Genomic DNA, 21,265 nt, shown 5'->3' on the forward strand with positions numbered 1-21,265 from the left:
ATTGCTAATTTTACTGTTTTTTATTTTTACTGTTTGCTTTAGATGAGTAGTATAGACTGGGCTGTTTTAATAGTCACCTTAGTTGCCATAGTATCTTATGGTGTATACAAAAGTAGAGGCGCTCAGAATATTCAAGGATACCTGTTGGGAAACCAATCCTCACCCTGGTATGCAGTATGTCTTTCTGTAATGGCTACACAAGCCAGTGCCATTACTTTTCTATCTGCCCCCGGTCAGGCTTATTCTTCTGGAATGGGCTTTGTGCAATTCTACCTGGGCTTGCCATTGGCCATGATTGTACTCTGCATTACCTTTGTGCCTATTTTTCACCGTTTAAAAGTTTATACAGCCTATGAGTATCTGGAGCAACGCTTTGATCTAAAAACAAGGGCATTGACGGCTTTTCTGTTTTTGATCCAACGTGGACTATCTACAGGGATCACCATTTATGCACCCTCAATTATATTGTCTACCATCCTTAACATCAATACCACTTATACCACGCTATGTATCGGAAGTATTGTGGTGGCTTATACGGTTTACGGCGGTACAAAGGCCGTATCCTATACGCAAATGCTGCAAATGAGTATTATCTTTTTAGGGCTTTTCGCGGCGGGCATCATGGTAGTACATTTACTTCCCGGAGATGTTGGCTTTAGCAAGGCTATTGGTATTGCGGGCAAAATGGGGCGTACCAATGCAATAGATTTTACATTTGACCTGAACAACAGATATACCGTGTGGACTGGAATCATAGGAGGTTTCTTTCTACAGCTTTCTTATTTCGGGACAGATCAGAGCCAGGTAGGACGGTACCTAACAGGGGCATCTGTAGGGCAAAGCAGGTTAGGCTTATTGATGAACGGACTGGTTAAAATACCGATGCAATTTCTTATTTTACTTATTGGTGTACTGGTTTTTACGTTTTATCAATACAACAGACCACCCATATTCTTCAATAGTTTTGAGCTTCATAAACTCGAAAACAGCAGTTATAACCCGCAGTTAAATGTGCTGAAGAAAGAATATGAAGAAGCTTTTAAAAGTAAACAGACTGAGGTAAATAAGCTGAGTAAGGCCATCTCCTCATCTAATCAGCAGGTAATTGATCAGCAGCGCGTTGCTTTGCAGGCTGCAGACGAGCAAACAAAAGCGATTAAAACTAAGGTAACCACGCTGATGCTGCAGAACGATAAGGGTGCCAATGTTGACGATAACAATTACATCTTCTTAAGCTTTGTAACCAAATATCTCCCAAAAGGACTGATCGGATTACTTATCGCAATAATCTTTTTGGCGTCTATGGGCTCCACAGCCAGCGCATTAAATTCATTGGCTTCTACCAGTGTAATTGATATTTATAAGCGCCTGATCAATAAAGAAGCAGATGATGCGCAATATTTAAAGGCTTCCCGCTGGTCAACCCTCATTTGGGGTGCAGTTTGTATTGTGATGGCCATATTTGCAGGTAAAATTGGCAACCTGCTGGAGGCTGTAAATATCCTGGGTTCTTACATCTACGGCACTATTTTGGGCGTGTTCCTTGTTGCCTTCTATGTAAAACATGTAGGTGGCAGAGCCGTGTTTTGTGCCGCTTTGCTTGCGGAGCTCATGGTCTGTATTTTAGGATTTAATGATGTTGTGGCCTATTTATGGCTCAACGTTATTGGTTGCCTATTGGTGGTCATCCTTTCAATGCTCCTGCAGCCGTTTTTTAAAAAGAAAACCGCTGCTGTTTCCAGCAACGGTTCTTGATAAGTATAAAGATTGCTGGTTAAAGCTATTTTTTTGTTAAAGCAAGCAGCTCAGTATTTAGACGGATATATTCCTGATTTTTCATTTCTGTAGCGGCTTTAATCCCTGCTTCAGCAGTAGCAGCAGCACCTTTTTTATCTCCGCTTTTCAGTTGCATACGGCCTTTCCATAATTTTACCCATGGCGCTTTTTGATCAGCAGCTTCAGCGGCATTCATCCATTCCAACGCTTTATTTAAGTCTTTGCCGTTTTCAAAATAGTAGATGGCAGATTGCATGTATGGTTTTTTCTCGCCTTTCATGGCTTCGTCAATACCAGCCATTACTTTAGCATCAATCTCTGTTGCAAGGCTTAAGGTAACGCTGGTATGCTCCCATGACAGTTGCAGTTGAGCCTTAGTAGGGAATACATTGATGAAGTTGATGGCAAAAGTTTCCGTATTTTCTTTAACCATTACAGGTTTTACTTTAACACGTAAAAAATCGTTAGCCGCTGCGTATTCATAGGCACCCCATTGTTTTGAAGTTTTATTTAAAATTATTGTCCACTCATCTTTTCCTGGAATGCTGAACAAGGCATACTCACCAGCCGGAACTTGTTTGCCTTCAAGTGTTACCTCTTCAGTAAATGTGATGATGGTTGCGCTATTTGCCCCTGTGCGCCAAACTGTACCATATGGCTCCAATGCCCCAAATATTTTGCGTCCTTTGGTATTAGGGCGTGAATATTTAACTGTGATTTGTCCAAGTCCAAAATCCTGAATAATTGTTTGGCCGGAACTAGGCTGAGGCATTTTAAAGCCCTGTGCTTTTAATTCTGCGCCAATTCCTAAGGTTAGGAGCAATAACAGTGTAATTTTTAAAGTTGTTTTCATGTTAATGAGTTTTGTTTGTTGCGAAAATAAGCTTAAAACACAGCGCCTGCAACTGCTAAGCGAAATCGTTAAATCTGTATTACATTTATATTATGAAAGCCTGTTACTTTCATACTAAACTTATCTAGTGATGCGAACTTAAGGAAATGGTAGCCAACAACTGTTGTGCTTCTGCCAGCTGTTGCCCAATGTCATTAATTGTAGTGTTACCTGGTAGTTTTAAACTTGTGAGCAGTGTTTTGTAGTACGCTATACCTTGTTGCAGTTGTTCGGCAAACTTAACGAAGTATTTGCTCTTCTTTTCTGTAAAGGTATTTAGCTGCGCAGCAATATCTTTTTTTAAATATTCGATGTATAGCTGCAACTCGTTGATAAAAAGGTTTGGGCGACTCACTTCGTCTAATAAATTGACTCTTCCATAAATATGCCCTACCATTTCTTTTAAGGTATAGATGCCAGAGAAATAAGCCAGGTTAGGTCCCGGACAAATACTTACCGCTTTACTCTCCCTCGGCTTTAGTACGCCATTTTTTAGGTAAGCAGCAGCACAAAGGCCTTCACATAAACAAATTTTTTCTGTAATGGCCGCATATTGCTCCTGGTGTTGCGCTGGCTCAAGTGCAAGGCTGTTTAATTGTTTGATTTTTAAGTTTTGGTACTCCCTTGATGCCGTGCAGATTGGCTTTTCTGTAAATTCGGTATTGGTAGACAAAAACTTTTTGGTACAAGGGCTTCCCGGTCTGCCTTTTTCGATACGTTCCATCCTCAGCTGCTCCATGGTACTTTTTCTAAAGTTGTTAAACAATACGCCCAGTGGAGAAGAATTGCTAACGTAATAATCGTCTGCAGTAGCATCTGTTAAAGCTTCCATCGTTTGCTCGTCTACATTCGTTGTTTCTGGTACCAGTAAAAACGGACTTCCCCAACCAGCAGCATCAAGCTGATAATGGCTGATTAAAAATTGGTGCTCTTCTGCAGTACCTATTCCGCCCTGGGCAGTGATCTTAATTACAGGGGCAGCAACTGGTTTAAATTCCTTGGCCAATAGGGCAGCCTGGTATATGGTCAGCAGCTCATTCCTTAGCTCAGAACGCTTTTCTTTAAATTCCTCCAATATGGGCCCCATCAGCATGCCCTCCGTTGCAAAAGCATGGCCGCCGCAGTTTAAACCAGATTCTATTCTGAATTCAGATACCCAAAGCCCTTTTTTAGCCAGCATTTTAGCCTGGATCAGCGCAGAGCGGAAATCGCTTACCTTCAGGATAATGTGTTTGTAAATTATTCCTTTTTTATCGGGGTAAAAATCCCGGCATTGTTCCATGTAAGTATACAGCCTTGGATTTAAACCGGCAGAGATAACCACCGAGGATTGCAGCGAGCTTTTAGCAAAACCACGCATTGCTGCCAGTGCATCTGTAAAATCGTTGCCCATAGCTTCGTGGTTAGCGGCGTAGTTTATTTTATCTACCTTAGACATGATATTTACATCAATGGAACCCATCTTCATTTGCCGGCGAAGCTCGTCCTGTAAACATGTCTTTTCTTCTCCATCTTCCATCTTCATCATGTGCAGGTAAATGGATTTCAGTCTTGAAGTATCAGGAAGCAATTCAAAGTAGGTATGGATTTCTTCACCTGGATGAAATTGCTGCAATCTCAATACTTCAAACTGTTTTCGAACCAGGGCAGACAGTAAGTTTAGGTAGGCTGTAATTCTCTTGGCCCGCCCATCATCTTCTTTTCCGATAAATATATATTCCAGCTTATTTGCCTCGCAATGAAATTTTCTCATCCTTTCGGTAAGCTCGTCATCTACAATTGAAACTACAGAAGATATGCCATATCTGGCTACTTTTAGTGGTGTGTCAATGGAATAGCCCAGACCTAAAACAGGAATGTGGAATGTATGCTGCATGCTGTATAATTTAAATATCTGTTCCACAAAAGAGCAGAGATTTAAGGGCTTAAAATATGATACAGGTCACTTTTTTGAGTGATGAGGATTTGTGTGCTTTGTGATAACGATCATGGCTGGCTGCTATAATGCTGCAGATATTTGAGCTAACAAATAACAAACATCATGGCAACATTAACTATCACAACCGCAACAAATTCAGTAACTGCAACACCAGAGTCTTTATGGACTAAATATTTGAACTTTGCCGATGCTCAAAAACCAAATCACCTGGTATGGTTCCTTTTTTCTATTGTACTCCATGCCGGTGCACTGGTACCCCTAACTTTTATCATTGTATATGTACTTGGTGGTGCAGTACTGCCTTCTCTGGCTGTCAGTATGCTCATCTTCTTCGCCAACATTGTAGCCAACATGAGCAGTGCCAGTACCAGGGTAACCATTTTCCTTTTTGGGTTTAGCTTGATGGCACATGCTACCATTATTCTTCTGGCGCTTGCAGGTGTCTAGCCGCCAATACTGCTTAGTATGATTGTAAGCCAGACCTAATAGCTATATTTGTAAAAAAAGCTATGGAGAACGCAAAGTTATTAAGGGCCATCATAGAAACTGCAATTGATGGGATCATTACCCTGAGTGAGCGTGGGATCATTGAGAGCCTTAATCCTGCTGCGCTGAAGCTTTTTGGCTACGAATTGGAGGAGGTAATTGGACAAAATATTTCTCTCCTGATGCCAGAACCTGATAAAAGTTCGCATGACAGGTATCTTGAACACTATAAGCAAACTGGCGAAAGACATATTATGGGTACAGGGAGAGAAGTCCGGGGCCTTCGCAAAGATGGCTCCACTTTTCCCTTCAGGTTAGCTGTAAATGAGGTGCAATATGAAGACCGGAAGATTTTTACTGGTTTTGTACACGATTTAAGTAAGGAGAAAGAAGCGGAGGAGCGTTTGCGCGATTATGCCAATGAACTTGAAGATCTGGTGGAAGAAAGGACTAAATCCCTTAAGAAAACAGTGATTGCCCTTAGGGATGCTAAGGAAGAGGTTAGCTTATCGTTAGAGAAGGAAAAGGAACTGAACCAGATGAAAAGTCGTTTTGTTTCTATGGCTTCACATGAGTTTAGGACGCCCTTAAGCTCCGTGCAGCTTTCTTCTTCCCTGATCGGAAAATATGCCGAACCTTTCCAAAATAAGAACATTGATAAACATGTTCATAAAATAAAAAATGCTGTAGGTAACCTCACTACCATTTTAAATGATTTTCTCTCGCTGGAAAGATTGGAGGCTGGTAAAGTTGAGCCTGCATTTCACACTTTTGATCTCGTAAAACTTGCAGAAGAAATTACGGAAGAGATGCAGCTGATTGCCAAACAAGATCAAAATATCATTTATCAGCATACAGGATTAGGTAGTGTTGTTTCTCTTGATCAGAACCTGCTTAAAAATTGCATGATTAATTTGATCAATAACGCTATAAAATACTCCGGTGAAAATACCTTCATAGAGTTTAATACGGAAATTACAGGAGACAGGTGTATTGTAACCATTAAAGACAATGGTATTGGCATTCCTGAAGTTGACCAAAAACAACTATTTCAGCCTTTTTTTAGGGCGCATAATACAGGTAATATCCCCGGCACTGGATTAGGATTGAACATTGTATTGCGTTATGCAGGATTAATGAACGGTGCAGTAAACTTTGAAAGCAAGGTTAACGAGGGTACAACTTTTACATTATCCTTCAGAAAATAAAATTAGCACAGCATCATCAAATACAGATAAATTTACACGGATGACAACAGCATTGAACATATTATTAATTGAGGACAATGAAGATATTAGGGAAAGTACTGCCGAAATTCTTCAACTTGCAGGTTATAACGTAATCGATGCGGATAATGGCAAAACGGGCTTGGAACTTGCGCAGGTAAAATTGCCGGATTTGATTTTGTGTGACATCATGATGCCAGAACTGGATGGCTACGGTGTACTGTACATGTTGGGTAAAAATTCGGAAACGGCAAACATTCCCTTCATTTTTTTAACGGCCAAGGCAGAACGCATGGATATGCGTAAAGGGATGGAGATGGGTGCAGATGACTATTTGGTAAAACCTTTTGACGATGTGGAATTGCTGAACGCGGTTGAGAGCCGGCTGAGCAAAAAACAAAAGCAGGAACAGTTTTACAGCAAATCCATTGAGGAACTGAGTACGCTGGTTTCTGGTACGGCTGGACTTAAAGAATTACAGAAATTGATTCAGGAGCGTAAAATACGCCCGGTAAAGAAAAAACAGATCATTTATTACGAAGGAGATATGGTCTCCGGCATTTACCTGGTGCTAAGTGGCAAGGTTAAAACATTTAAAATGAGTGCCGATGGACGGGAGCTGCTGACTGGCATGCATGGTGCGGAAGAATATTTTGGCGTACCTGCTTTACTGTTAAATGAGCCTTATGCGGAAACAGCAGAGGCATTGGAGGATGCTACCATTTGTCAGCTACCAAAAGAAATGATTGACGAATTGTTGAGCCGCTATCCTGATGTGGCCAGGCAGTTTATCCGAATCCTTTCCAATAAGTTATTAGATAAGGAAGAACAGCTTCTGCAGCTGGCTTATCATTCTGTGCGCAAACGTATGGCTGATGTACTGCTTCGGCTAATTAAGACAGAAGCAGAAGGTGAACAAGTTGTTTTGCGTGTTTCCAGAGATAACCTTGCGGCAATGGCGGGCATGGCTACAGAGACCGTAAGCCGGATTTTGAGTGACTTTAAGGAAGAAGGTTTGATTGAAAGAAAAGGCGGACAGATCATCATTTTATCGCAGTTGAAACTGCAGCAGATGAAAAACTGACGAACATCATATTTCCTGGTGATATCACTCATTCCTTAGCGCTGTGCTTGCAGCTATTTTTGTGTAAATCAATTAGCATGAGAGTAGTAGCCTACAGTATAAAGTCCTTCGAAAAGGAACCTTTGGCTTTAGCCAATCATAAAAAACATGATATTACCTTAATTTCCAACCAACTGGGTGCAGAAACTGTAAATTATGCGGAGGGAAAGGAAGCAGTAATTGTATTTACCGATGATGTAGTTTCTGCTGCGGTCATCCATCAGCTTGCTGATATGGGCGTAAAATACATCGCTACACGTTCAACATCAACCATTCACATTGATCAGGAAGCTGCAGCTGCCAGAAACATCAAAATAGCCAATGTACCTGCTGTGGCCATGATGGCCGTTGCTGCAGATGAAATGCCGATGGCCCTGGCCAGGGAAACCATTTTAAATCTGGATAAATGGCAACAAAACAGATGCCTTGGTAATGCATGCGTATGCTCCAGATCTTGTGATCAGGTTCATTCCAAAATTTAAGCCAGCAGCTATGGATCCTAAACTGATAGAAAAATATCATGTAGCCGCGCCACGGTACACCAGTTATCCAACAGTTCCTTACTGGGATATTGAAGGTTTTGAAGAAGAAAAATGGCTGCATGCAGTACGTGGTACATTTAACCACAGCAATAGCAGGGACGGCATTAGTCTGTATATCCATTTGCCTTTTTGTGAAAGTCTTTGTACCTACTGTGGCTGTAACACCCGGATTACGCGCAACCATAAAGTAGAAGAACCTTATCTCAAAGCAGTATTAAAAGAGTGGTCGATGTACCTTAAAATATTCGGCCGGCAACCCATCATCCGTGAACTTCATCTTGGTGGTGGAACACCTACTTTTTTTAGTGCAGAAAATCTGGAATTCCTGATTAAAGGTTTGCTTAAAGATGCCATTTTACATGCCGAAGCTGAGTTCGGTTTTGAGGCACATCCAGCCAATACTACTGATGAACATTTAGAAAGCTTATATAATTTAGGCTTCAAAAGGTTAAGCCTTGGCGTGCAGGATTTTGATCCTCTGGTGCAATTGGTCATCAACAGGATTCAAAGCGTAGATGATGTGGCCAGGGTTACAGAAAGCGCAAGGAGTAAAGGTTACAATTCCATTAATTATGATTTGATTTATGGCTTGCCACATCAAACCATAGCGGGCCTTGCGGCAACCATTACCGCTACGTTGGAGTTAAAACCAGATCGTATTGCATTTTATAGTTATGCGCATGTGCCCTGGGTAAAACCTGGTCAGCGCAGGTACACAGAAAAAGATCTGCCTTCTGCCGAAGTAAAGCAACAGCTGTATGAATTGGGGCGCGAAATGTTAAAAGCCGGCGGATACGTTGAAGTGGGTATGGATCATTTTACCTTAGTAACGGATAGTTTATACAAAGCTGCTCTGGAAGGTCTTTTACACCGCAATTTTATGGGCTACACACAACAATACAGCAAATTGATGGTTGGATTGGGTGTTTCCTCTATAAGTGACAGCTGGAGTGCCTTTGCACAAAATGTTAAAAAGGTGGAGGAATACCTGGAAATTGTAAACAGCGGAAGGCTTCCGGTCTTTAAGGGACATATCTTAAACGCAGAAGATTTAATCATCAGGATGCACATCTTAAACCTGATGTGTAAAGGCAAAACTTCCTGGACTTTGGCTGAGGCACAAACTAAGGCATTAGCAGCAGGATTGGAAAGGATGAAGTTGATTGAAGCAGATGGTTTGGTTATTTTGGAAGATACTGGAATGATGGTAACCGAAACAGGGAAAAGGTTTTTAAGAAATATATGTATGGCTTTAGACAGCAGGCTCTGGGCCAATCAGCCACAAACGCAATTGTTTAGTATGGCAGGTTAGTTACCTACATTCTGTAATGGTCCCGCTTTTAGCGGGACTTAAATAGGGGATGTCTAATTGTAGTCCCCTAAAAATAAACCAAATTCCAAGGCAGATCATTAACCAGGGCAGCATCTTGTTGATCTTTCTCCTGAAAGCCAAGCCTGTAAAACCTGCGCTGATCCCGGCAATTAACATCAATGGTACCGTACCCGTGCCAAACCAAAACATGTATTCAACTGCCTCAGTTATACTACCGGTGTTTACCGCACCTGCCAATGCAAGGTAAACGAATCCGCATGGCAGCAAACCGTTTAACATTCCTATAATCAGATGATTGGCCTTGTGCTTAAGCGCATAGTTAAAAAGTTTATAGAAAGGTTTTAGCAGCACTGAATTGTTAGTCCGAATACTAAAATTAAACAGCCGCGATGCTGCCGCTAGTAAGATCAGCAATCCACTCATAATGCTCACACCATTTTGCAGGCCAGCCAGCCAGATCTGCTTTCCGAGAATACCGATTACAACGCCTAATATGCAATAGCTGATAATGCGCCCTGCTTGGTAGGATAACTTATCCCATAGCAGGTATCTCCATCCTGGTTTTAACACCGGTACAGCAAAGGCTAGCGGGCCACACATTCCTATACAATGAATGCTGCCCAGTAAGCCGATCATAAAAGCCAGGTGGGTATTTGTCATTACAGGTTTATTTCTTTTTCATATAAATAAGATTTGCCCTCACTTTGCCACTCCAGTTCTATCTTCCAGCGCCCTTTACTAAAATGTTGCAGCGGAATTTCTAACTGTTGCTGCGCATTCGTTTTAAACGGTTCTGTGCGGTCCAGTCGTTTGTCTGCAGGCCTCATCATCCTTACCGTACCTGTGGCCGGCCTTTTAAAGGTTAGTGCAACAATGGTATTGCTGATGGCAAGTCCAGGCTCTGCATGGTCTGTTTTTACCTGCTCTTTTTTCTGATAGTCTTCATCATAATGGATACCCCGTTCATAATAGTTGCTGTCTACCAATGCATCGCTTTTACTGCGAATCATCAGTGTGCCCAGTGCGATAATGAAAGCCATAAAAAGCCCCATTCCAATCATTAATTTTGTTCCCCAGTTCATATTTTTAGTCTTTAGGTGGTGCAATAAATGTGGTTTCAAACCGATCAATGACCTTTCCCCCGGAAACGAGTTTGAAACTTAAACCTGTTTTATATTTTTCAATTGATTTTAGGGGTAAAATCACGAAAAAGGTCATCTTAACACTGCCTCCGTAAGCAATGCTGTCTTCCTTCTCTATATATTGTATTTTGGCTTTAGGGTCATCAGGAATAATCTCAAACTTGAGGTTATGGCTGGTTTTGTTTACCAGCTCCGCATTATACAGGTTACTTACTGTCTGCGTTTCATCTCGTAACTGGTAAAGTGTTCCGCTTGCCCTTAATATGGTCGCCTTAACCTCACTGCGGTTGATGAGCAAAAAGCTTAAGGTGCCGATGAGCACCAGCAGCACCGCACTATAGCCATAGATCCGTTTGCTGAGTTTAAAGCCCTGTTTATTTTTAATTTCGTCTTCAGATTTAAAACCAATCAAGCGGAGCGGCCTGTTAATTTTTTCCATCACCATATCGCAGGCATCTATGCAAGCCGTACAATTGATACATTCCATTTGTGTGCCGTTCCGGATGTCGATGCCGGTAGGGCATACCTGAACACACAATTTACAATCAATACAATCGCCTTTTGGGTTCTCTTCCCGCTTTCTTTTACCCCGGGGTTCTCCCCGGATATAATCATAGGCAACCAATATGGTCTGGTTGTCCAGCAGTACCCCCTGTAATCTTCCGTACGGACAGGCTACGGTACAAACCAATTCCCGCATTCTGGAAAATACCAGATAAAATACGGTGGTGAATACAGAGATAGACAAAAAGCCACTGATGTGCTGTGTCAGCGGTTCAGTGATGATCGTTAACAATTGCGCAGAACCAATCAGGTAGGCCAGGAACACATTGGCAATTAAAAATGAAATGCCTATAAAAAGTACGTGTTTGAAAGTTTTCTTCAGGATTTTTTCTGTGTTCATGGGGCCCTCATCCAGCTTTTTTTGCTGAATGCTGTCTCCCTCAATCCAGTATTCAATTTTGCGGAACACCATCTCCATAAAGATGGTTTGAGGGCATGCCCAACCGCAAAAGACACGGCCAAATACAACCGTAAAAAGTACAATAAAAACAATAAAACTTAGCAGGGCCAGTACAAACAGGTAAAAATCCTGGGGCCAGAATACAATGCCAAAGAAAACGAATTTTCTTTCCAGCACATTGAGCAAAACCAACTGCTCCCCGTTTAACCTTAAAAATGGTGCTGCAAAAAGCAGCACCAGAAAAAAGTAACTTAGCAGGGAGCGATATTTGTACAATTGCCCTTTAATCACCTTCGCATAAATCCATTTTCGTTTTTTTCCGTCATCTGTAACGGTTGAAATCTGATTTCTGAAATTTTGCGGATCTTGTGACATGCTGATTGATCTTGTACCTTATAATTTATCTCCCTGCGGGGCTTTTGCACCTGCAGGATTACTGCCCTGTAATGACAAAACATAGTTTGTAATGTCTGCGATCTGCTGGGCGCTCAATGATTTTTCCCAGGCGATCATACCTTTCTCAGGAACACCATATTTTATGGTTTTGAATACCTCTTTAACCGTGCCGCCATGCAGCCAGTATTCATCGGTAAGGTTTGGCCCTACAATTCCCTGGGCATGATCACCATGACATGGGGTACAACGGTTGGCGAATAAACTTGCGCCGCTTTTAATCACGGCATCCTCTTTACTCAGTTCGATGTTGTTTTCGTTTACCGCACTTGCTGCATTCACCGGGTTGGCCAGAAATGCCAGTTTGGCTTCCTCTGCTTGTTCCAGCTCTACCACATACTCTTCATCCTGTAGTTTACCGGTACCAAAAACGTGGTAGTTTAACAGGTAGCCAATTGCAAAGATGATGGTGGCATAAAAAAGAACCATAAACCAGGCTGGGGTAGGATTGTTAAGCTCTGCAATGCCATCAAACTTATGCTCCATAACCAGGTCTTTTTCCTCCTCCAGTGGTTTAAGCTGCATCAGCTTGCTCCATATAGATGGTTTTTTCGGAATTAAGGCCAATGCTGCCTCTTCCTCCTGTTTTAACCTGGCTTTTTCTTCCGGTGTAGCAAAACGCGTTGGGTTGGTTGATTCCTTGATGTAAAATTTAATTACTTTGAGCATCAGTATAGACACACAAAGAATGATAATTGCGGTAACCAGCATCAGGCCGATTACAATATCTACCGAAGTACTGCCGGTTGACCAGCCGCTGTTAACTGCCTCGTTCATCGTTATTTTGATTTGGTGAAGGTTCGCTGTTTAATGGTAGTTCGCTCATGTATTTAATTTCATCTTTTTTCATGGTGAGCAACAATAGGCCAACCACTACAAAAAAGACAACGAAGATGCCCATAGAACTTAAAAGATAAATTTCTTTGCCATCTATAAGATTTGAAAATTGCTTAAACATAGTCTTGTGTTTTATTTTGCTTTAATATCTGTTCCCAAACGTTGCAGGTAGGCAATGATGGCTATGATCTCCTTATCGCTCTTTACTTTAATGTTGTTTTGCTTTAAGTCTGCGGCAATGGCTTTCGCCTGTTCATCAAGTCTGGCATTGGCTTCATATTCAAAACCTTCCGGGTAGGGCACACCAAGTGTACGCATGGCATTTATTTTAGCTACTGTAGTGGTAGTATCCAAAGTTTGGTCAATTAACCATTCGTACGGAGGCATAATACTTCCCGGCGACATCGTCTGCGGATCATAAAGGTGGTTGTAATGCCATGCATTGCCATATTTTCCACCCTCGCGCTGTAAGTCTGGTCCTGTACGTTTGGAGCCCCATAAAAATGGATGATCGTATACGAATTCTCCTGCCTTACTGTATTCTCCATAACGCTCCGTTTCAGAACGGAATGGCCTGATCATTTGCGAGTGACAGTTTACACAACCTTCACGGATGTATACATCCCTACCATGCAATTCTAAAGGCGTATATGGTTTTACACTGCTTATGGTAGGTACGTTAGATTTTATGGTAAATGTTGGCATCATTTCAATCATCCCGCCAATCAGGATCACAACAAGAGAGAGCACCATAAATACCATTGGTTTACGCTCCAGTACGCGGTGCCATTTTTTCTCCGCGCCTTGTGCTACATAATCTGCTGTTAGTGCCTGCGCTTCTGCGGGTTCATTGGCAACCAGTTTACCCAATACCATGGTTTTGTAAAGGTTGTAAGTCATTACAATTACACCAATCAGGTATAATGCACCACCTAGTGCCCTCAGCATATACATCGGGATAATTTGAATCACAGTTTCCAGAAAGTTTGGATACTTCAATACACCTTCAGCAGTAAATTCTTTCCACATTAAACCTTGTGTAAAACCGGCAAAGTAAAGTGGTACGGCATAGAATATGATACCCAAAGTGCCTATCCAGAAATGGAATGATGCCAGCTTTTTAGAATACAAATTAGTATTGAAAATTCTTGGAATTAGCCAGTAAAGAATCCCGAAAGTTAAAAATCCGTTCCAGCCCAATGCACCCACATGTACGTGAGCTACTATCCAATCGGTATAGTGCGCTATAGCATTGATCTGTTTTAAAGCCAGCATGGGGCCTTCAAATGTGGCCATACCATAGGCGGTAATACCCACCACCATAAATTTGAGCTTAGGATCTTCCCTTACTTTATCCCAGGCACCACGAAGGGTTAACAAGCCATTGATCATGCCTCCCCAGCTTGGTGCAATCAGCATAATAGAAAAAGCTACGCCTAAAGATTGTGCCCAACCTGGTAAGGAAGTATATAACAAATGGTGCGGACCGGCCCAAATGTAGATGAAAATCAGCGACCAAAAGTGCAGGATACTCAGTTTGTAAGAATATACTGGTCTGCCGGCCATCTTAGGCAAGTAGTAATACATCATCCCCAGGTAAGGTGTAGTCAGGAAAAATGCCACCGCATTGTGTCCGTACCACCATTGTACCAGCGCATCTTGTACACCTGCATACAAATAGTAACTTTTGAAAGCAGAAATAGGGAGCTGAATGGAATTGGTAATGTGCAGTACTGCTACTGTCACAAATGTAGCTATGTAAAACCAGATGGCTACATACATGTGTTTTTCCCTTCTTTTAATGATGGTTCCAAACATGTTGATCCCAAATACTACCCAAATTAGCGTGATGGCGATATCAATAGGCCATTCCATTTCGGCATACTCATGTGCTGTAGTAAGCCCCAGTGGAAGCGTAATAGCAGTAGCTACAATAATTAATTGCCAGCCCCAAAAGTGGATAGAACTAAGTGCATCGCTGAACATGCGGGCTTTAAGTAACCGCTGAAGTGAATAATAAACGCCCATAAAAATGGCATTGCCTACAAAAGCAAAAATTACTGCATTGGTATGCAATGGACGGATGCGGCCAAAAGTGGTGTATTGCGAGCCCATGTTGAGTGCAGGTTTAAAAAGCTGCATGGCAACCAGCAGGCCCACCGTCATACCTACTATGCCCCAAACAATGGTGGCGATAGCAAAGTTCCTGACGATCTTGTTGTCGTAATAAAATTTCTCAGTCATGCTAAAAATTCAAAAGTTAACGGATGGTTTGTTGTGGTAATATAGAATCAGCGTCCGGCTCAGCGGGCTTTTGTGTATCCTCAAATAAGATGCGGATTGCCGGCGTACAGGTATCATCGTTCTGCCCCGTTCGGCTGGCCCAGAAAAAGGCCAGTAAAAACATCAGGGCCAGGAAAATACTCAGGCCTATCAATAAAAAGATCATGTTCATAACAAGTGGTTTTTATGGGCATACCAACGTGTGGCAATGCTGGTGAAAAGAATAATGGTAGCAGTGCTCAAAGGCATCAGGATGGCCGCAATTAAGGGTGATAAAATGCCCTGTACCGCAAAGGAGAACCCCACAATATTGTAAAGTACAGAGATGCCGAAACTCATATGGATTACCTTAACGGCGTCTTTGGCCTGTTGCAGAAACTGAGGCAATTTTGCGAAACCTTCCGCATCCAGGATGGCATCACAACCCGGTGAAAAATTGTTTACATTGTCGGTTACCGCCACACCGAGATCACTTTGTTTTAATGCGCCGGCATCATTTAACCCATCACCGCACATCAATACTTTCTTTCCTGTATGTTGAAGTTTTAAAATGTAATCCAGCTTGTTTTGTGGAGATTGCTTAAAATGCATCTGTTGCAGACTTGGAAAAAATGGAATCAGGCTTTCTTTGTCATGGTCCTGATCGCCGGAGAGCAAATGCAGGTCTGCCTTTTTTGCCAGTTTAAAAATCAATTCTTTGAAACCCTTGCGCCATTGCTGTTTAAATAGAAAATAACCAATATATTCATCGTTGATCATCACATGTATAGTACTTCCTTTTGGAGAGTTGATCAGTGGCAGGCCAATAAAAGTGGAACTTCCCAATTTCACGATATTGTTATTCACCCGGCCACTGATGCCCCTTCCAATTTTTTCCCTGAAAGCATCTGTGGGATATTTTTTTGACAGATCAAGCAGCCTCAGCAATTCCCGGCTTAAGGGATGTCCTGAATTTCTTGCTAAGTCAGCGATCATTTGCTGTTGAGATAAAGGCAATTCTGTTTGCTGCTGATCTCCTTTGATAAAGATGAGTTTTTCTGCATCCGGATTGGTTATTGTACCGGTTTTATCAAATACAAAGGTGTTTATCCTGGCCAGTTCCTCTACTACAGCGGTGCTTTTAAGGTAAAATTTATTTTTATCAAAAATGCTAAGTACCGCTGCAAGTGTGAAAGGGGAACTGAGCGCAAGCGCACAAGGACAGGCAATAATCAGCACGGCTGTAAAAGCCGCTACTGCTTTATTTAAATCATGGTTAAAAAGCCAGTAAGCTGCAGCACCAAAGGCAATAAGTAGTAAAACATAGCTAAAGTATTTGCTCACCGTATCACTAAATGTCTTGATTTCTCTTTGTTTAGATCCAAAAGTTTCGTTGTTCCACAGCTTTGTCAGGTAGCTTTGTGAAACTGGTTTTACAACTTCAAGTTCAATGGCCCCGGCCAATTGTCTGCCGCCGGCATATACAACTTCACCCAAAACTTTCTCTACCGGTAAGGATTCTCCGGTAACAAAGCTGAAATCTATTTTAGATTCACCTTTTAGCAGAATGGCATCGGCGGGAATAATCTCTCCGCTGCGCACCAGCATCCGGTCGCCAATCCTTAATTCACTTAAAGGAGCAGGTTTTTCTATTCCGTTTTTAATCCGGGTAACGGCCACAGGGAAATAGGACCTGTAGTCCCTTTCAAATGAAAGATAGTGATAGGTGTGCTGTTGCATCCATTTGCCAATGAGCAGAAAAAATACAAGGGCACATAAGGTATCCACAAAGCCCGCACCCGTATGCGTAATGATTTCTATGGCAGAACGGATAAACATGACGGCGATACCCAATGCCAGCGGGAAATCCAGGTTTAAATTTTTTACTTTAAGATTTTTCCATGCTGAAATAAAATAGTCACGACTGCTGTAGAGTAACACGGGAACGGAAAATGCCAGGTTAAGCCAACCAAAAAAGTCTTTAAACTGTTGCTCAAAGCTTGCTAGTCCAAAATACTCGGGAAAACTAAGCAGCATGACATTGCCAAAGCAAAAACCCGCCACGGCAATTTTTGTGATCAGTCCCCGGTCTGCATTTCCTGACTTTTGTTCTTTAATCACATCCTGTAAGCTGATTAAAGGCTCATATCCAATTGCGGCCAGCGTTTCTACTACACCCCGCAAGGAAACCTCTGTATTTCTATAGGTGATGGTTACTTGTTTCTTTAGAAAGTCAATCCGTGATTGTACAATAGAAGGATTAATTTTATAAAGGTTCTCAAGCAGCCAAATGCAGGAGCTGCAATGTATAGCCGGAATGTACAGCGTAATTACCGTTGTTTTTTCATCTTTATAGTCAACTAATCCGGCGGCTATGCTTTCCTCATCCAGGTATTCAAAATGTTTTTCCTGATGCTTTTGCGTTTGTCCCGGTACATCATTATAGGCATAATAGCTGCAAAGATCATTTTTGCTCAATATCTGGTAAACACCCTGACAGCCAACGCAGCAGAATTGCTTGCTTTCCAGTACAAATGGATTTGCCGGAAGGTCATCTCCACAGTGGTAACATTGAGTTTGGGCGGACGTGGTTGCTGGCTTTAACATATAAATCTTTATTGCCTCAAAAGTGCCGCTTAGGGGTTGTTTTAAAAATGATGGAAGCCGTCCTAAAGCGTGACCTTAATCACTTTTTTAATTATATTTGAAGAATTTAGATCGAATCAAGGATGGACTTTTTGCATACAATTTTAGGTGATGATATTCAGGCTGGGCTTTTAATTATCCTTAACCTTATCGTCATTGAAAGCTTACTTTCAGTAGATAATGCCGCAGTATTGGCTACTATGGTGATGGATTTACCGAAAGATCAGCGTGAAAAAGCTTTAAAATATGGCATCATCGGGGCCTACGTTTTTCGTGGGATCTGTCTGTTCCTTGCAGCATGGCTGGTTACCATCTGGTGGTTAAAGCCGCTTGGTGGTTTTTATTTGCTGTACCTGGCTATAGATTTTTTACTTAAAAAGAGAAATAAAGCGAAGATAAAAGAAGAGGAAGAGCCTGTAGTGGATAAGGCGAAAAGCTGGATTTACCGCTCTACTGTTGGCCTGGTAGGAAATTTTTGGGCTACAGTGGCTTTGGTAGAAGTTATGGACCTTGCTTTTTCTATAGACAATGTATTTGCCGCGGTTGCTTTTACAGACCATATCTGGCTGATCTACATCGGCGTATTTATCGGGATCCTGGCGATGAGGTTTGTTGCCCAGGCTTTTGTAAAACTGATGGAGAAATTTACTTTTTTGGAAACAGCGGCCTTTATTGTGATCGGTGTGTTAGGACTTAAACTCAGTTCTTCACTTGTGACTCATTTTTATCCGGAATCCCCAATCTCACATATCCTTGAAAGTGAAAAAACAGATTTGTTTGTTTCTATTTTTACCGTATGCGTATTTGCCGTTCCTGTAATCAGCTCGCTTTTATTTAACTTTCCAAAACGCCATATTACGAACACAGAGGAATAAGGCCTCAAGAATAATCACGTAATCAACACTAACCAAATATCTTATGAACTTTAAAAATTACATCTTAAATGGCCTTCTGTGTGCAGCAACGGTTTTTATGCCTTTTGTCAGCTTTGCCCAGCAACGTAAAAGCAATACTGCAGCAGAAGTTAAATTTATCAATACGGAACTTTCTGATGCTGTGAAACAGTACAAATACCTGACTGCAAATACTAAAGCAGACAGATTTCCTAAAGCGTACTTTCCTAAAAATGATTCCCTTGCTACAAGCGCATCAGAATGGTGGTGCAGTGGCTTTTACCCAGGTACGTTATGGTACCTTTACGAAGGTACAAAAGACCCTGCTACCTTAAAGGCAGCAATAGGCAAGCTTGCGGACCTAAAGAAAGAGGAATTTAATAAAGACACGCACGATCTGGGTTTTATGATGTATTGCAGCTTTGGCAACGCATATAGAATTGCGCATACTGCGGCCTATAAAGAGGTGCTCATCAACAGCGCGAGGTCATTGGCGAGCCGCTTTGACCCAAAAGTGGGCTTAATTAAGTCATGGAATTCCAAAGACCCCTCAGAATATCTTGTAATCATAGACAACATGATGAACCTTGAACTTTTATTTTGGGCCACTCAAGCAACAGGTGATTCCAGCTACTATAAAATTGCGGTTACCCATGCTGACCATACTTTGAAAAATCATTTCAGAAAAGATTACTCTTCTTACCATGTGGTAAATTATGATGGTACTACAGGAGCGGTTAAACAGCAAAAAACCCATCAGGGCTATGCGGATGCTTCTGCATGGGCAAGGGGACAGGCATGGGGATTATATGGCTATACGCTGATGTACAGAGCAACTAAAAACAAGAAATACCTGGAACAGGCTAAAAATATTTCGTCTTTTATTCTTAACCATCCCCGCTTACCAAAAGATAAAATTCCTTACTGGGATTTTGATGCACCGAACATTCCAAATGCACCCCGTGATGCCTCTGCAGCAGCGGTGATGGCTTCTGCCTGGATTGAACTGGCCGGCTACACAACTGGACAAGCATCGGCCAGGTATTTAAATACAGCAAAAGAAATTGTCCATACGCTGGCTTCTCCGGCTTACAAAGCAAAACCAGGTACCTACGGTGGCTTTTTGCTGATGCATAGTGTAGGGCACTTGCCTGCCAAATCGGAGGTAGATGTAGCATTGTCTTATGCTGATTATTATTATGTAGAGTGCCTAATAAGGCTCAAAAAGCAGTTTACAAAGTAACAAGTTTGTGTGTTCTTTGAATTGCATAATTTTTCATTTGATGTAAATATCCAGAGTATTCCAACAAGCAGATACATTTGCGCAGTAAAACAAAAATTATGCTGCGTAAATATCTCTGTTTATCTGTTTTTTGTCTCTGCTTTATCTCTTTCTCTCCACTAAAAGCACAAACTTTAAGTTTAAAAGATGCAATTGACACGGCTTTGGTCAACTATGGTGCGGTAAAAGCCAAAATTAATTATGTATCGGCTTCAAAAGAGGGTGTAAAACAAGCAAAAAGAGAATACCTTCCTAATTTCTCCCTCGCTGCACAACAAGATTATGGAACCATCAATGGACAAAATGGTCCAATGGCTCCATTAGGTCCTGGTTTAAGCACAGCATCTTCGGGACCCGCACTGGCAAATCAAAATTGGAATGCTGCTTTTGGTGCATTGTATTTAAGTAATGTAAATTGGGATTTCTTTACTTTCGGCCGTACCAAAGAAAGAATTAATATTGCTAAAGAAATTCTGAAAAGAGACCTGAACGACCTGAACCAGGAGCTGTTTCAACACCGGATCAGGGTTTCTGCAGCCTACCTTAATTTACTTGCTGCACAAAGACTAACCCGGTCTCAGGAGAAAAATCTGGAGCGGGCCATGATCTTTAAAAATAATGCCACCATAAGAGCTGCGAACGGATTAATTGCCGGCGTAGATTCTGCGCTTGCAAACGCCGAAGTTTCGAATGCCAAAATTGCGTTAACCAAAGCACGTGATCTGGAACAAGAACAAGCCAATAGGCTTGGGATCTTAATGGGCATAACGGCTACCACATTCAAGGTAGATACTGCCGCCATAAACCACATTCCGAAATCTATTTTAGCAGATCAGCCTGGTCTGGAGTTTACGGCGCATCCTGTATTGCAATACTACAAAAGTAAAATTGACCTGAGCAATCAGCAGGTACATTATTATAAAAAGCTGGCTTACCCCACCTTTTCTTTGATTGGCATTTTTCAGGGCAGGGCTTCTGGTTTCGGCGCTGATTACGGAACCAACCAGAATTCATGGACCAGAAATTACAGCGATGGCATCAATCCAACCCGTGGAAATTACCTGGCTGGAATTGGGGTGACCTGGAACCTGACCAGTATTTTGCGGAGCAGTCCACAAATAAAGGCGCAAAAATATACCAGCTTAGGCTTGCAGGATGAATATGATCAGGTAAACCAACAACTTCATGCACAATATGCACTGGCAGAAAATAAAATTAAAAACGCCATGGCCAATTATAATGAAGCGCCCATACAGGTTAGTGCAGCCTCTGCGGCATACCTGCAAAGAAGCGTACTGTATAAAAACGGACTCACTACGCTTACAGATCTAACCCAGGCGCTTTTTGCCCTTAACCGTGCGGAGACAGACCGGGATATTGCCTATACCAATGTATGGCAGGCCTTATTGCTTAAAGCTGCGGCTGCGGGCGACTACAACTTGTTTATCAATGAATTTTAAGTACTAAAC

19 protein-coding genes are annotated in these 21,265 nt (G+C 41.8%); 9 read left to right on the forward strand and 10 right to left on the reverse strand.

What is annotated here, in order from left to right:
• Positions 1 to 42 precede the first annotated feature (42 nt).
• Positions 43 to 1,755 (forward strand): sodium:solute symporter, encoded by a 1,713-nt coding sequence (locus LPB86_RS13430; protein WP_230644753.1) that lies wholly within the window; start codon positions 43 to 45, stop codon positions 1,753 to 1,755.
• Between the two features lie 25 nt (positions 1,756 to 1,780).
• On the opposite strand, the gene LPB86_RS13435 is transcribed toward LPB86_RS13430, so the two are convergent.
• Together LPB86_RS13435 and LPB86_RS13440 are read right to left on the reverse strand one after the other, a co-directional pair.
• Entirely contained in the window at positions 1,781 to 2,629 is an 849-nt protein-coding gene (locus LPB86_RS13435; protein WP_230644755.1) for a DUF2911 domain-containing protein, read from the reverse strand.
• 124 nt (positions 2,630 to 2,753) lie between these two features.
• On the reverse strand, positions 2,754 to 4,544 hold the full coding sequence (locus LPB86_RS13440) for a hypothetical protein (protein WP_230644757.1): 1,791 nt from the start codon (positions 4,542 to 4,544) through the stop codon (positions 2,754 to 2,756).
• 165 nt (positions 4,545 to 4,709) lie between these two features.
• Between LPB86_RS13440 and LPB86_RS13445 the strand changes: the two genes are divergently transcribed.
• The 5 genes from LPB86_RS13445 to hemN all read left to right on the forward strand — a co-directional run bounded on the left by LPB86_RS13445 (position 4,710) and on the right by hemN (position 9,296).
• Positions 4,710 to 5,054 (forward strand): hypothetical protein, encoded by a 345-nt coding sequence (locus tag LPB86_RS13445; protein WP_230644758.1) that lies wholly within the window; start codon positions 4,710 to 4,712, stop codon positions 5,052 to 5,054.
• Positions 5,055 to 5,116: 62 nt separating this feature from the next.
• On the forward strand, positions 5,117 to 6,301 hold the full coding sequence (locus LPB86_RS13450) for a PAS domain-containing sensor histidine kinase (protein ID WP_230644760.1): 1,185 nt from the start codon (positions 5,117 to 5,119) through the stop codon (positions 6,299 to 6,301).
• Positions 6,302 to 6,341: 40 nt separating this feature from the next.
• Positions 6,342 to 7,403, forward strand: coding sequence for a response regulator (locus tag LPB86_RS13455; RefSeq protein ID WP_230644762.1), 1,062 nt, complete (start codon positions 6,342 to 6,344; stop codon positions 7,401 to 7,403).
• Positions 7,404 to 7,480: 77 nt separating this feature from the next.
• Positions 7,481 to 7,924, forward strand: a complete 444-nt coding sequence (locus LPB86_RS13460; RefSeq protein ID WP_230644764.1) for a lactate dehydrogenase — start codon at positions 7,481 to 7,483, stop codon at positions 7,922 to 7,924.
• Between the two features lie 10 nt (positions 7,925 to 7,934).
• Positions 7,935 to 9,296, forward strand: coding sequence for an oxygen-independent coproporphyrinogen III oxidase (hemN, locus tag LPB86_RS13465; RefSeq protein ID WP_230644766.1), 1,362 nt, complete (start codon positions 7,935 to 7,937; stop codon positions 9,294 to 9,296).
• Here the strand turns inward: hemN and LPB86_RS13470 are convergent, their stop codons facing one another.
• From LPB86_RS13470 to LPB86_RS13505, 8 genes are read right to left on the reverse strand one after another with little or no spacing between them, the layout of a single operon-like run.
• Positions 9,297 to 9,977, reverse strand: coding sequence for a sulfite exporter TauE/SafE family protein (locus LPB86_RS13470; protein WP_230644768.1), 681 nt, complete (start codon positions 9,975 to 9,977; stop codon positions 9,297 to 9,299).
• On the reverse strand, positions 9,977 to 10,399 hold the full coding sequence (locus LPB86_RS13475) for a FixH family protein (RefSeq protein WP_230644770.1): 423 nt from the start codon (positions 10,397 to 10,399) through the stop codon (positions 9,977 to 9,979). The genes LPB86_RS13470 and LPB86_RS13475 overlap by 1 nt, the downstream gene beginning before the upstream one ends.
• A gap of 4 nt (positions 10,400 to 10,403) precedes the next feature.
• Positions 10,404 to 11,798, reverse strand: a complete 1,395-nt coding sequence (ccoG, locus tag LPB86_RS13480) for a cytochrome c oxidase accessory protein CcoG (protein WP_230644772.1) — start codon at positions 11,796 to 11,798, stop codon at positions 10,404 to 10,406.
• A gap of 18 nt (positions 11,799 to 11,816) precedes the next feature.
• Positions 11,817 to 12,653 carry a cbb3-type cytochrome c oxidase N-terminal domain-containing protein gene (locus LPB86_RS13485; protein WP_230644774.1) on the reverse strand — a complete coding sequence of 279 codons (837 nt, stop codon included), beginning with the start codon at positions 12,651 to 12,653 and terminating at the stop codon, positions 11,817 to 11,819.
• Positions 12,637 to 12,834, reverse strand: a complete 198-nt coding sequence (locus LPB86_RS13490; protein ID WP_230644776.1) for a hypothetical protein — start codon at positions 12,832 to 12,834, stop codon at positions 12,637 to 12,639. Before LPB86_RS13490 ends, LPB86_RS13485 begins: the two co-directional genes overlap by 17 nt.
• An 11-nt stretch (positions 12,835 to 12,845) precedes the next feature.
• A complete protein-coding gene (ccoN, locus tag LPB86_RS13495; RefSeq protein ID WP_230644778.1) occupies positions 12,846 to 14,957 on the reverse strand; it encodes a cytochrome-c oxidase, cbb3-type subunit I in 2,112 nt (703 codons plus the stop codon).
• Between the two features lie 16 nt (positions 14,958 to 14,973).
• A complete protein-coding gene (ccoS, locus tag LPB86_RS13500; RefSeq protein WP_230644780.1) occupies positions 14,974 to 15,168 on the reverse strand; it encodes a cbb3-type cytochrome oxidase assembly protein CcoS in 195 nt (64 codons plus the stop codon).
• A complete protein-coding gene (locus LPB86_RS13505) occupies positions 15,165 to 17,582 on the reverse strand; it encodes a heavy metal translocating P-type ATPase metal-binding domain-containing protein (protein ID WP_230644783.1) in 2,418 nt (805 codons plus the stop codon). The genes ccoS and LPB86_RS13505 overlap by 4 nt, the downstream gene beginning before the upstream one ends.
• A gap of 122 nt (positions 17,583 to 17,704) precedes the next feature.
• Here LPB86_RS13505 and LPB86_RS13510 point away from each other — a divergent pair, with 122 nt between their 5' ends.
• From LPB86_RS13510 to LPB86_RS13520, 3 genes are all read left to right on the forward strand, one after another.
• Positions 17,705 to 18,496 (forward strand): TerC family protein, encoded by a 792-nt coding sequence (locus tag LPB86_RS13510; protein ID WP_230644785.1) that lies wholly within the window; start codon positions 17,705 to 17,707, stop codon positions 18,494 to 18,496.
• A gap of 43 nt (positions 18,497 to 18,539) precedes the next feature.
• Positions 18,540 to 19,757 carry a glycoside hydrolase family 88 protein gene (locus tag LPB86_RS13515; RefSeq protein WP_230644787.1) on the forward strand — a complete coding sequence of 406 codons (1,218 nt, stop codon included), beginning with the start codon at positions 18,540 to 18,542 and terminating at the stop codon, positions 19,755 to 19,757.
• Positions 19,758 to 19,855: 98 nt separating this feature from the next.
• Positions 19,856 to 21,256, forward strand: coding sequence for a TolC family protein (locus tag LPB86_RS13520; protein ID WP_230644789.1), 1,401 nt, complete (start codon positions 19,856 to 19,858; stop codon positions 21,254 to 21,256).
• The last annotated feature ends 9 nt before the right edge of the window (positions 21,257 to 21,265 follow it).

The sequence above is a fragment of the Pedobacter sp. MC2016-14 genome (assembly GCF_020991475.1).
Lineage (GTDB): Bacteria > Bacteroidota > Bacteroidia > Sphingobacteriales > Sphingobacteriaceae > Pedobacter.

Bases quoted from the DNA above. Each gene is read 5' to 3' on its own strand.
- LPB86_RS13430 (WP_230644753.1), top strand. From the start codon at position 43: ATGAGTAGTATAGACTGGGCTGTTTTAATAGTCACCTTAGTTGCCATA.
- LPB86_RS13435 (WP_230644755.1), bottom strand. From the start codon at position 2,629: ATGAAAACAACTTTAAAAATTACACTGTTATTGCTCCTAACCTTAGGA.
- LPB86_RS13440 (WP_230644757.1), bottom strand. From the start codon at position 4,544: ATGCAGCATACATTCCACATTCCTGTTTTAGGTCTGGGCTATTCCATT.
- LPB86_RS13445 (WP_230644758.1), top strand. From the start codon at position 4,710: ATGGCAACATTAACTATCACAACCGCAACAAATTCAGTAACTGCAACA.
- LPB86_RS13450 (WP_230644760.1), top strand. From the start codon at position 5,117: ATGGAGAACGCAAAGTTATTAAGGGCCATCATAGAAACTGCAATTGAT.
- LPB86_RS13455 (WP_230644762.1), top strand. From the start codon at position 6,342: ATGACAACAGCATTGAACATATTATTAATTGAGGACAATGAAGATATT.
- LPB86_RS13460 (WP_230644764.1), top strand. From the start codon at position 7,481: ATGAGAGTAGTAGCCTACAGTATAAAGTCCTTCGAAAAGGAACCTTTG.
- hemN (WP_230644766.1), top strand. From the start codon at position 7,935: ATGGATCCTAAACTGATAGAAAAATATCATGTAGCCGCGCCACGGTAC.
- LPB86_RS13470 (WP_230644768.1), bottom strand. From the start codon at position 9,977: ATGACAAATACCCACCTGGCTTTTATGATCGGCTTACTGGGCAGCATT.
- LPB86_RS13475 (WP_230644770.1), bottom strand. From the start codon at position 10,399: ATGAACTGGGGAACAAAATTAATGATTGGAATGGGGCTTTTTATGGCT.
- ccoG (WP_230644772.1), bottom strand. From the start codon at position 11,798: ATGTCACAAGATCCGCAAAATTTCAGAAATCAGATTTCAACCGTTACA.
- LPB86_RS13485 (WP_230644774.1), bottom strand. From the start codon at position 12,653: ATGAACGAGGCAGTTAACAGCGGCTGGTCAACCGGCAGTACTTCGGTA.
- LPB86_RS13490 (WP_230644776.1), bottom strand. From the start codon at position 12,834: ATGTTTAAGCAATTTTCAAATCTTATAGATGGCAAAGAAATTTATCTT.
- ccoN (WP_230644778.1), bottom strand. From the start codon at position 14,957: ATGACTGAGAAATTTTATTACGACAACAAGATCGTCAGGAACTTTGCT.
- ccoS (WP_230644780.1), bottom strand. From the start codon at position 15,168: ATGAACATGATCTTTTTATTGATAGGCCTGAGTATTTTCCTGGCCCTG.
- LPB86_RS13505 (WP_230644783.1), bottom strand. From the start codon at position 17,582: ATGTTAAAGCCAGCAACCACGTCCGCCCAAACTCAATGTTACCACTGT.
- LPB86_RS13510 (WP_230644785.1), top strand. From the start codon at position 17,705: ATGGACTTTTTGCATACAATTTTAGGTGATGATATTCAGGCTGGGCTT.
- LPB86_RS13515 (WP_230644787.1), top strand. From the start codon at position 18,540: ATGAACTTTAAAAATTACATCTTAAATGGCCTTCTGTGTGCAGCAACG.
- LPB86_RS13520 (WP_230644789.1), top strand. From the start codon at position 19,856: ATGCTGCGTAAATATCTCTGTTTATCTGTTTTTTGTCTCTGCTTTATC.